General features: G+C 67.3%; 8 protein-coding genes. 4 read left to right on the plus strand and 4 right to left on the minus strand.

The window, feature by feature from the left end; genetic code table 11:
- Nucleotides 1-50: 50 nt before the first annotated feature.
- Genes HV824_RS21170 through HV824_RS21180 form a run of 3 tightly spaced genes read right to left on the minus strand, consistent with a single transcriptional unit; the run spans nucleotide 51 to nucleotide 4,776 of the window.
- On the minus strand, nucleotides 51-1,544 hold the full coding sequence (locus HV824_RS21170) for a SpoVR family protein (protein ID WP_176416909.1): 1,494 nt from the start codon (nucleotides 1,542-1,544) through the stop codon (nucleotides 51-53).
- Between the two features lie 35 nt (nucleotides 1,545-1,579).
- The gene (locus HV824_RS21175; protein ID WP_176416910.1) at nucleotides 1,580-2,689 is read right to left on the minus strand and encodes a DUF444 family protein; all 1,110 of its coding nucleotides are present in this window, start codon (nucleotides 2,687-2,689) and stop codon (nucleotides 1,580-1,582) included.
- 23 nt (nucleotides 2,690-2,712) lie between these two features.
- Nucleotides 2,713-4,776, minus strand: a complete 2,064-nt coding sequence (locus HV824_RS21180) for a PrkA family serine protein kinase (protein ID WP_176424071.1) — start codon at nucleotides 4,774-4,776, stop codon at nucleotides 2,713-2,715.
- A gap of 696 nt (nucleotides 4,777-5,472) precedes the next feature.
- On the opposite strand from HV824_RS21180, the gene HV824_RS21185 reads away from it, so the two are divergent.
- A complete protein-coding gene (locus tag HV824_RS21185; protein ID WP_368738089.1) occupies nucleotides 5,473-6,318 on the plus strand; it encodes a hypothetical protein in 846 nt (281 codons plus the stop codon).
- Nucleotides 6,315-7,985, plus strand: coding sequence for a glycosyltransferase family 39 protein (locus HV824_RS21190; protein WP_176424073.1), 1,671 nt, complete (start codon nucleotides 6,315-6,317; stop codon nucleotides 7,983-7,985). Before HV824_RS21185 ends, HV824_RS21190 begins: the two co-directional genes overlap by 4 nt.
- A gap of 29 nt (nucleotides 7,986-8,014) precedes the next feature.
- Here the strand turns inward: HV824_RS21190 and ruvX are convergent, their stop codons facing one another.
- Nucleotides 8,015-8,470 (minus strand): Holliday junction resolvase RuvX, encoded by a 456-nt coding sequence (gene ruvX / locus HV824_RS21195; RefSeq protein WP_176424074.1) that lies wholly within the window; start codon nucleotides 8,468-8,470, stop codon nucleotides 8,015-8,017.
- A gap of 189 nt (nucleotides 8,471-8,659) precedes the next feature.
- On the opposite strand from ruvX, the gene HV824_RS21200 reads away from it, so the two are divergent.
- Nucleotides 8,660-10,132 (plus strand): hypothetical protein, encoded by a 1,473-nt coding sequence (locus HV824_RS21200; protein ID WP_176411589.1) that lies wholly within the window; start codon nucleotides 8,660-8,662, stop codon nucleotides 10,130-10,132.
- A gap of 6 nt (nucleotides 10,133-10,138) precedes the next feature.
- Nucleotides 10,139-10,660 (plus strand): tetratricopeptide repeat protein, encoded by a 522-nt coding sequence (locus HV824_RS21205; RefSeq protein ID WP_176424075.1) that lies wholly within the window; start codon nucleotides 10,139-10,141, stop codon nucleotides 10,658-10,660.
- The last annotated feature ends 71 nt before the right edge of the window (nucleotides 10,661-10,731 follow it).

Below are 10,731 nucleotides of genomic sequence, written 5' to 3' on the forward strand. Positions count from 1 at the left end.
TTCTCAGGCTCGGCTGCCTGGCTGCTTGAGCGCCGCCAGGGCAGGGGCGCTCAGAGCTCCACCTTTCGTTCCGAGTGGGTCTGCCCGTCGAAGCGCAGCATGGCGGCCTTGTGGTCGTACCGCGTGAGGATGTTGACGGGCCGGCGCCAGAGCGACTGGAGGTTGCGCAGCGTCTCGCGCGCGTAGTCGCCCTTGAGGTCCTGCCCGTCGTGGCGGTGCGCCAGCAAGAGCTCGCTGCGGTTCTCGAAGTTGCCGTCCACCACCTCGATGATGGGCTGGCCGAAGTTGGTGAGCCCCTGGAGGAGCTTGTTCTTCACCTTCTTGAACTCGCGGTCGAGGATCTCCCACGAATTGCGCTTGTCGTTGAAGCCGTACACGAAGAGCTTCTGCTCCATCGCGAACTCGGGCGTCAGGAACGTGTCGATGAAGGTGATGTCGTTGTAGTGCTTGCGGACCTCGAAGATTTTTTCGCGGCCCGCGCCCAGCTTCTTGTCCCAGGAGCGGCGCGCGCGCAAATCGTCGCACTCGTCCCACTCCTTGCCGAAGCGGCCCTTGTTCCACCGCTCCTCGATGTCCCGCCACAGCTCGATGCCCAGCTTGTACGGGTTGATGGCGCCAGGGCGGGTCCCCATGGTGCCGGAGTGGTGGTCCGCGTAGTCGATGATTTCGTCGTCCTTGAGGGCTCGGCGCGTCATGATGGTGGAGTGCCAGTAGCTGGCCCACCCCTCGTTCATGATCTTCGTCTGGCCCTGGGGCGCGAAGTAGTAGGCCTCGTCGCGCAGAATGGCGAGGATGTCCGCCTCCCACGGCTCCAGCGGCGCCTCCTCCAAGAGGAAGAGCAGCACGTCGCGCTGCGGACGCTCGGGGAACTGCTTGGCGCGCTGCTTCTCGTCCTCCACCTTCTTGCGCTGGAAGTCGAGGAACTCGGACGGGTTGATGTAGCCGCGCATGTATTCGCGGCCCACCTTGAAGCCCTCCACGCGCTCGTTGGCCTTGAGCTCGTCCTCGGCCTTCTTCGGGTCCGGGTTGCGCCGGATGTGCGGCGCGTGCTGGTCAATGAGGTTCTCCAGGCTCAGCGTCCGGTCGATGAAGTCCTCGACCTTCTCCACGCCAATCTTGTCCACCCAGCGTCGCACCCGCGTGGCGTGGTTGGCCATCTCATCAATCATCCGGCGGTTGGTGTGCCGGAAGGAGAAGTTGTTCTTGAAGAAGTCGCAGTGGCCATAGACGTGGGCCATGACGAGCTTCTGGTCCACCTCCGGGTTGCTCTCCATCAAGTAGGCGTAGCAAGGGTCATTGTTGATGACGAGCTCGTAGATCTTGCTCAGCCCGTACTCGTAGCCCTTGGCGAGCTGCTCGTACTCCATACCCCAGCGCCAGTGGGGATAGCGGGTGGGGAAGCCGCCGTAGGCGGCCACCATGTTCATCTCGTCGTAGGACACCATCTCGAAGCGGGTGTCGAAGAAGTCCAGGCCGAACTCCTTGGCGTAGCCATGGATTTCGTCCCGGAGCGCGGCGAGGCGAGGGGTGAGGCTCTTGGGCATCGGGCAGTCGCTCCGGTGGGAAAGGCCCGCTGAAGTCAGCGGCCCTTGCCGAGGAAGTCCTTGATGGACGCGTAGATGGCGTCCTTGTCCGCGATTTCGCTCAGCGCGACGTTGGGCGTGTCCCCCACCGCCTCGCGCAGATCCTTGATGAACTGGCCGCTGCCGTAGGGTGACTCCACCTGGCCGTAGGCGAACTGGTTGACGTTGGGCAGCACGTCGCTTCGCAGCATCTCAATGCACTGCCGCGTGTCGTCCGCGCTCCAGTTGTCCCCGTCGCTGAAGTGGAACGGGTAGATGTTCCACGCGCTCTTCGGGTAGTCCGCCAGGATGATGTCCCGGCAGAGCTTGTAGGCGCTGGAGATCATCGTCCCGCCAGACTCGCGGGTGTGGAAGAACGTGTCGCGGTCCACCTCGCGCGCCACCGCGTCGTGGATGATGTAGCGCGCCTCCAGGCCCTTGTATTGGTGGCGCAGCCAGGTATCGAGCCAGAAGCTCTCGATGCGGACGATCTCCTTCTGCTCGTCACCCATGGAGCCGGACACGTCCATCATGTAGATGATGACCGCGTTCGTCTCCGGCAGGTCCTGGAGCTTGTAGCTGCGGTAGCGGCGGTCCTCGCGCGTGGGGATGATGACGGGCCGCGCCGGGTCATACGTGCCAGCGGCGATCTGCCGCCGCAGGGCCTGCTTGAAGGTCCGCTTGAAGTGCCGCAGCGACTCCGGGCCGGTGGTGTTGACGCCGGTGTAGCGGATCTTCTGGGTGATGATGCGCTCGTTCTGCCGCCGCTCGATGTTGGGCAGCTGCAGCTCCTCGCCCAGAATCTGGGCGAGCTCGTCGAGCGTGACGTCCACCTCCAGGGCGTGGTCGCCTTCGCCCTGGCCGGCCTGCTTGCCCTCCCCGGGCTCCACCGCCCCGGGGCCGAGCTGCTGGCCGACCTCGCCGTCACCCTGTCCGACGCCACCCTGTTCCTTGTGGCCGTACTTGAAGCGGGGGATGTCGATGAAGGGGATGGGGATGGAGATGGCGTCCTTCCCCTTCTTCCCAATCATCTCGCCCTTCTGCACGTACTTGCGCAGGTTGGCTTTGATCTTCCCGCGGACAATCTGTTTGAAGCGGGAGTGGTCCTGGTGGATCTTCAAGGTCACGGCGGCTCGCCCCTCTCTAGGTGTTACTCCTTCGCGTCGCCGCGGGCGAAGATGCTGGCCACGAAGTTCAGCACGTCCGTGGAGCAGATCTCGCAGTAGCCGTAGTTCTTCATCATCCGGTCCTTCACCAGGTCGATCTTCTCCTGCGTCTCCTTGTCGACGACGGAGGACACCAGGTTCTTGAGCTTGATGCTGTCCTTCTGGTCCTCGAACAGCTTCAGCTCCAGCGACTTGTGGAGCCGCTCGTTGGTCCGGTAGTTGAAGGTCTTCCCCTCCACCGCGAGCGCGCCGATGTAGTTCATGATTTCGCGGCGGAAGTCGTCCTTGCGGGTGTCGGGGATGTCGATCTTCTCTTCAATGGACCGCATCAGCCGCTCATCGGGCTCCTCGTAGAGGCCGGTGTACTTGTTCTTGACCTTCTCCTTCTGGGTGTAGGCCTTGATGTTGTCGATGTAGTTGCCGCACAGCTTGGCGATGGCGTCCTCGTCCGCGGAGATGGCGCGCTGGACCTCGTTCTTGACGATGTCCTCGTACTCCTGTTTCACGGACGTGAGCAGCTCCTTCATCCCCTTGCGCGTGTCCTCGTTGTTGATGAGGGAGTGCGTCTTGAGGCCGGCCTCCAGCTCGTTGAGGACCATGAAGGGGTTGATGCAGCCCTCGCCCTTGTCGCTCACCAGGGCGTTGGAGATTTTATCCTGGATGTAGCGCGGGGAGATGCCCTCCAGGCCCTCGCGGTTGCTCTCCTTGCGCAGCTCCTTGATGTTGTCCTCGGTGAAGTTCGGGAGCGTCTTGCCGTTGTAGAGCTTGAGCTTCTGGAGCAGCGACAGGTTGTGTTTCTTGGGCTCCTCCAGGCGCGTGAGCACGGCCCACATGGCGGCCATCTCCAGCGTGTGCGGCGCGATGTGCTTGCCCTTGATGGCGCGGGAGTTGAAGTCCTTCTCGTAGATCTTCACCTCTTCGGACAGCTTGGTGATGTACGGGACGTCAATCTTCACCGTGCGATCTCTCAGGGCCTCCATGAACTCGTTGTTCTCGAGCTTCTTGTACTCGGGCTCGTTGGTGTGGCCGAGGATGACCTCGTCGATGTCCGTCTGCGGGAACTTCTTCGGCTTGATTTTATGCTCCTGCGACGCGCCGAGCAGGTCGTAGAGGAACGCGACGTCCAGCTTGAGCACCTCGACGAACTCGATGATGCCGCGGTTGGCGATGTTGAACTCGCCGTCGAAGTTGAAGGCGCGCGGGTCGGAGTCTGAACCGTACTCGGCGATCTTCCGGTAGTTGATGTCACCGGTGAGCTCGGTGGAGTCCTGGTTCTTCTCGTCCTTGGGCTGGAAGGTGCCGATGCCCACGCGGTCCTTCTCGCTGAAGACGAGCCGGTTGACGCGGATGTGGCCTATGACCTTGGCGAAGTCGCCCTGGTACTGCGTCATCAGCTCCTTGAAGACGAAGCGGCAGGCGGGGCACAGCTCGGAGCCATCCGGGATGGTGTAGCCGGACTCGGGCGGGGAAATCTCGGCGTAGACCTTGGAGCGCCACTCCCGGGGGATGAGGTTGAGCGGCTCCTCGTTCATCGGGCACTTCATCTTCTCCTTCACCGGGACGCCGTCGGGGCCCTTCTTGTCGGTGAGCCAGGAGAAGGTGTACGCGGCGCCCTCCGGCGTCTTGGAGTAGTCCTCGGTGCCCTTCTTCAGCAGGCGAGCGATGGTGGACTTGGACGAGCCCACGGGGCCGTGGAGGAGGATGACGCGCTTCTCGGTGCCGTAGCCCTGGGCGGCGGACTTGAAGACGTTGACCAGCTTCATGAGCGGGACATCGAGCCCGAAGATGGCGTCACGGCCGCCGAACTTCTCGTCACTGAAGAAGTGGTAGCGGATGAGCTTCTTCTTGTTGTCGATGTACTCCGTCTTTCCGTGGCTGAGGATCATGTCGTAGATCCTCTGGAAGGCGGTGCGGGTGACCTTGGGGTTCTGCCGGACGATTTCGAGGTACTCCTCGAACGAGCCTTCCCAGTTGAGCTCCGCGTAGGTCTTCACGTCCTGCAGCGCGGCGATTCTGGAGACCCACGAACCCTTCTCAGCGTCCTTCATGTCTCTCCCTCGGAGCCCACCCGAGGACGCGGAAAGCCGCGCCGACAGGGGGCCAAAATGGTCAACCTGGAGGGCATGACTGCCATTCCACACCCACCCCGACGAGGTCCCAGGCACGACTGCCCTGCTGCCCCTTCGGGACCCCGCCGCGGAGTGGGACCGCGCGTTACGCTCGTGTCAGGGGTGGGACGCCCGGAGGCGCACCCCCTCCACGGGGTGAAAAGGCCTCTTGATTATAAGGGTCCTCGCCCACGGGGGTAGGCGCACACCGGCTGCACGAAGGGTAGTGAACGCCTGAACGGTCATCTCCTCGGCGCACGGCAGGGGCGATGCGCGGGTGGGTTGTGGGGCAGCGTGCCCTTTCGCTCCACATGTCGGCGCGGAGCCTTCACGGACGCGGCTGGCGTCGCACGCGCGAAAGCAGGCGAGCGGCCGTGCGGGAGGGGCGCTGGGTGCGGCGTGCGCGTTCGGCGCGGCGCATGGGCGTTTGCGCGGCGCGGCCCCTGCTTCGCTCGCAGCGTCTCCCGTTCTGGACGGCGCGGGGCGCGCGCACGAGAGGACGGCCTCTGAGCATGGCGTGTGCAACGGGGCGCGGCGCCTGTCCTTCCTGGGAGCCTGCTGATGCCCGTCCTGCTCGTCGCAACCTGTCTTCTCGCCGCAGGGGTCCAGGCAACAGTCCCTCATGCGGAGGGAGACGTGGTGGCGACGGCGCTGCTCGATGCGGGGCGCGCACCCCGCCGCGCGCTGCGGCTGGCGCAGCGGCCAGGGTGGGGCCAGGGCATGGTGGTGTCGATTTCTCCCGAGGTAGAGACAGTGCTGGGAGTGGGGGCCAGCAGCGAGCTGCGAACGGAGTATGGCCCCGAGGTCTCGGTGCCGCTGTACGTGGCGTGGCAGGCGGGAGCGGGGAGGGGACAGGCGCGCTACCACGTGCGGGTGGGGCGTCCGGAGGTCCACGCCGTGGACGATGAGGGGATGGAGCCCGCGTGGCGGTTGGCGGAGGAGCTGGGCGCGGTGAGTGGCCGGGACGGCGCCGTGGTGCTCTCCGACCGAGGGACGCGGGTTCAGGCGTGGCTGCCACTGGGGCCCGGGGCCTCCGCGGCCTTGAGCACCCTGGTGCGGGCGGCGCTGTCCTCGGACTGGCTCGTCACCCCGCGGTTTCCCGAAGCGCCCGTGGGGGCGGGAGGCCGCTGGGTCGTGGCGCGAGCCCTGGAGGGAGGGCTGGCCGTCGTCACCTACGAGCTGGTGGCGCTGGATGGCGCCCGCGGCCGGGTGCGCTTCCTCCTCCAATCCCAGGGAGCGGACGGCCCTCCAACCCCCAGGGCCGAGGGCGAGCTGCGCTTCGACTTGAGCCGCCCGTTCCCCGAGCGGCTGGAGGTCCTCTTCACGTCTCGCGCCGAGCTGGGGGCGCGGGGCTCCCGGCGGCTGGAGGTGGTCCGCCGCACGCGGGTGACGCTGGAGTCCAGCAGCCCCTTGGCCCCGGCGCACCCTGAAATGATTGCAGCCCCCTGGCGCTCGGGAGGGGAGCAGGTTCGCGCACCGTGAAATCGGCCGCGCTCCCCGAGCAAGGGAACAATGGGCGTTGGCTTGGCTTTGGGCCGTGCCTGCGTATCCTGCCGCGCGTCATGGCCACTGCCCCCGCACCCCTCTCCGTTTCGCCTCCCCACGCACCTGGCCTGTCGGCGGTGCCTGCCCCTCAGCACGAGCCAGGCACCCGGCTGCTCGTCGGGCTGTTGCTGGTGGCGGCCCTGGTGCCGCGGCTGGGCGTGTTCTTCGTCAACGAGAACCTCTTCGGTGACGCGGTGGTGCGCACGGAGTTGGCGGAGCGCTGGCTGCGGGCGCCGCACCTCATCACCGCCTACGGGGACGGGGCCTACCAGTTCGGTCCGCTGCACATGTACCTGGTGGGCGCGGCGCTGTCGGTGTTCGACCGGGAGGTCGCGGGCCGCGTGGTGAGCCTGCTGTTCGGTGTGCTGTCAGTGGTGCCGCTGTTCGCGCTGACGCGCCGGCTCTTCGGCTGGCGCGCGGGCGTGGTGGCCGGCCTGTCCTTCGCCGCGTGGGGCATGCACATGCAGTTCTCCACCACGGCCTGCAGCGAGGCGGTGTCCCTCTTCTTCATGCTGGCCACCTTCGCACTGTACGCGGAAGGCGTGGACGAGAACCGCTTCCTGCCCCTGTTCCAGGCGGCGTTGATGCTCAACCTGGCATGCGCGCTGCGCTACGACGCGTGGATGTACATCCCGCTGCTCACGGGGGCGCTGTGCTTCAGCAGCCAGGACAGGGTGGTGTCGCTGACCCGGGCCGTGGGCTTCGGCTTGGTGTGCCTGCCGTTCCCCCTGTTGTGGATGCAGGGAAATGAGCTGATGCACGGCAACCCGTTCTTCCCGGTGGCGGCGGTGGAGGACTTCCACCGCAACTGGGCGAAGGCCTCCCTGGGGGCGGGGTCGAACGTGCGCTGGCGGCTGCAGCAGCTGGCGTTCTGGCCCGGCATCGCCTTGCTCACGCTGTCGCCCCTCGTGGCGCTCCTGGGCATGACGGGCATGGTGCGCGCGTGGCGCTCGCGTCCGGACACGCGCTGGCTGGTGGCCGCGGCGGTGCTCCCCGCTGCCTACTTCACCTTCCGGGCGGCGGCGCTGCTGACCTTCGTTCCGCTGGGCCGCTTCACGGTGACGCAGGTCGCGCTGGTCCCCGTCTTCGTGGCCTTCGGCTTCGCCGGGCTGGTGGGGGCGCGTGGAGGGCCCGTGCTGCGCAAGGCCCTGGCGGGCGTGACGGCGCTGGTCGCCGTGGCCGTGCCAGTGGCGATGGGCCTCTATACGTTCCGTGCCGACGGGCCGCTGCAGGCCACGCTGCGCCCCATCAGCCCCACGTCCACGAATCCCGTGGCGCTGATGCAGGTGGCGAAGTTCCTGAAGGCGGAAGTCGCCGCCAAGGGCGGGGCCGCCGCGCTCGACATCGACCCGAACTACATGGACCTGCAGCTGGCCTTCTTCTCCGGCCTCCCCGAGGAGCGGTTGGCGCGCGTGCGCTGGGACACCTTCCGCCAGCGCATGCGGGAGGCTCGTCCGGAGGTGCTGGTCCGCTTCGACGGTGGAACGCTGGCGAAGGACGCGGGCGTGAAGCTGGAGGAGCGCTCGCTGGTGCTGGATGGCGTGGCCTACCAGAAGCTGGAGGGCTTCACCGCGCCGCTTCACGTGTACCGGCGTCAGCCGTAGCGCGGGTCCCTGGAGGGGCCCTCCGCCCCTCAGGACTCCGAGTCGTAGTCGTCGGGGTGGTAGTCGGTATCAGGCGGCCGGCGGGCATCCAGCCACCCTTGGAGGATGAACTGCGCCGCCACCTGGTCGATGACCTCCCGGCGGCGGGCCCGGCTGACGTCCGCCTCGAGCAGGGTCCGCGTGGCGGCCACGGTCGACAGCCGCTCGTCCCAGAGCTCCACCGTCACCCCCAGCGACTGGGTCAGGGTGTCCGCGAACTTCCGGGACGCCTCGGCGCGCGGGCCCTCGCTCCCGTCCATGTTGAGCGGCAGGCCCAGCACGACGTGGGTCACCTCGTGTTCGCTCACGACGGTGGCCAGCGCCGCGAGGTCCGCCTTGAGCGACGTGCGGCGAACGGTCGTGACGCCTTGGGCCGTGAGGCCCAGGCCGTCCGAGACGGCCACTCCAATGGTTTTGGTGCCCAGGTCCAGGCCCATGGTGCGCATGTCGCGGAACTTAACCGCAATCCTTCGTCGTGGACCGCTCCGTCCGCGCCTGGGGACGTGCCGCCACCTCGGTGAGCGCTAACCGTCGGAATTCGCTGGATGCCTCCCACGCCCACGGACGGCACCGCCGCTGCAATCCAGCGGACGACTGCGCGGCGTCCACTTCAACCCCGTCGCGCGAGAGGGTTCATGCTCGACTTCCTCAAAGGTGCGGCCAACCTGCTGGCTGGCCCCATGTCCACCGCGGTGGAGTTCGCGGGCAACGCGCTGGGATTGCCGCCGCTCATCACCAACTCCATCAAGACCGCGGCGGGGGTCGCGACGGGCAACGTCATGCTGGCGGCCAGCGGCGCCATGGGCGTGGCGCAGGAGCTGTCGAAGAACCCGCCCGCGAAGACGGAGTACCACGCGTCCTCCTCGGGCAGCTCGAAGGCCGACAGCGGCTACGCGCCCTCCGCGTCCTCGTCGCCCATCCTGAATCCGGGCAGCAGTCCGTTGGACCCGAAGATGCTCGACTACGCGGACGCCCTGAAGGTGCTGGAGGCGAACTTCCAGCAGCTGGACCTGCTGGATGGCACGAAGAGCGGCTCGCTGTCGAAGAAGGACCTGCAGCGCATCTCCACGGACTCCAGCCTGTCTCCTCAGCTGCGGGACGCGGCCCGCTTCATGGGGGAGAACACGGCCCTCTTCGAGCGGCTCGACCGGCAGGGGCCGCTGGCGAGGATTGGCGTCTTCTCGCCGCTGTACAACCTCGACACCTTCTCGGTGAAGGACCTCCAGCGCGAGCTCAAGGCGGTGGATGCGGAGTTCGCGCGGTATGGCCGGCCCGTGCGCCCTGGAAGTGGTGGCGCGACGCCTCCGGGGACGGGGTGCACGCCCGGCGGTGGTGGCACGCCGGTGCCCGGGACTGGCGGCACGTCCGGCGGCGGTGGCTCCGCGCCCGTGCCGGGCAGCCCGCCGACCTCGACGGCGAACCCGCTGGACCCGGACTTCCACGAGTATCACGACGCCTTGCGCGTGCTGAGCGCGAACTGGGACACCTTCGACTCCGCGGTGGGGGCCCGGGACAACGTGCTCACGCGCGACAACCTGGACGCCATCCTGAGCAGCCCGGCGGCATCGTCGACGCTGAAGCGCGCCGCGCAGTTCTTCAAGGACCACCCCGCCTACTACGACCGGCTGGAGATGGCCGCGGGCGTGGGGCCGCGGGACGGCATCGTGGGCCGGCCGGATGTCACGGCGGCGCTGCGCCAGGCGGACGCGGCGCAGGCGTCCTCCGGAACGCCGCCCGCGAGCGGGACTGGTGGGAGCCGGCCGGTGGGCGGCGCTTCGTCGAATGTGCGGAGCATCGTCGACAACCCCACCATGAGCATCGAGGACAAGATTCAAGCCATCCTGATGTCCATCTCCAGCGACACGGACGAGGAGATTCTCGACGTGATGGAGCAGATGGCGAACGTGCGCGACCAGCGGGCCTCGCTGGGCAACGGTGAGTCGGACCGGAAGGCGGGCGCGAAGCTGGAGAGCAGCATGCAGGAGCTGGAGCTGCGCCTTCAGCGGCTGGTGGAGAAGCGCAAGGCGATGTTCGACCTGATGAGCAACATGTCCTCGAAGTTCCACGAGATGGCGAAGACGGCCATCTCCAACCTGCGGAGCGCCTGAGCCGTCATGGGACGCATCATCAAACACGAGGGAGCGGTGGCCATGCGGATGCAGCGCGGCGCGGTGCAGAGCTTGAAGGCGTTCGCCCGGGGAGAGGCGACGTGGGCCGAAGTGGAGGGGATGACCTTCGAGGAAGCGAAGGCCATTGCCCAGGTGGGGTGTGACCTGGCGGCGGCGGGACGCCTGGAGGAGGCCCGCATCCTCTTCGAAGGCCTGGTGGAGGGGAACCCGAAGGACGCGGCGGCGCGGGCGGCGCTGGGCACCGTGTACCAGAAGCTGGGCAAGCTGGACGACGCCATCGCCGAGTACAGCGCCGCGCTGGAGCGTGAGCCCGACAACCCTGTGGCGCTGGCCAACCGTGGCGAGCTCTACCTCCGCAGGGGCGAGCGCCAGGGCTTCACGGATTTGGCGAACGCGGTGGAGGCGGACCCGCATGGTGAGACGGCGGGAGGCCGCCGGGCGCGGGCGCTGGTGAAGGCCATCACCTTGATGGCGGTGGAGAAGCTGAAGGAGGACGCGCAGCCGTAGCGCCGGAGTCGGGGGGAGCAGGGTCACCCGGCCGTCGGGGAGCGGCGGGGTGACCCTGCTCCCCCCGACTC

This window comes from Myxococcus sp. AM009 (assembly GCF_013372605.1).
Taxonomy (GTDB): Bacteria; Myxococcota; Myxococcia; order Myxococcales; family Myxococcaceae; genus Myxococcus; species Myxococcus vastator.

Bases quoted from the DNA above. Each gene is read 5' to 3' on its own strand.
- HV824_RS21170 (WP_176416909.1), bottom strand. From the start codon at position 1,544: ATGCCCAAGAGCCTCACCCCTCGCCTCGCCGCGCTCCGGGACGAAATC.
- HV824_RS21180 (WP_176424071.1), bottom strand. From the start codon at position 4,776: ATGAAGGACGCTGAGAAGGGTTCGTGGGTCTCCAGAATCGCCGCGCTG.
- ruvX (WP_176424074.1), bottom strand. From the start codon at position 8,470: ATGCGCACCATGGGCCTGGACCTGGGCACCAAAACCATTGGAGTGGCC.
- HV824_RS21200 (WP_176411589.1), top strand. From the start codon at position 8,660: ATGCTCGACTTCCTCAAAGGTGCGGCCAACCTGCTGGCTGGCCCCATG.
- HV824_RS21205 (WP_176424075.1), top strand. From the start codon at position 10,139: ATGGGACGCATCATCAAACACGAGGGAGCGGTGGCCATGCGGATGCAG.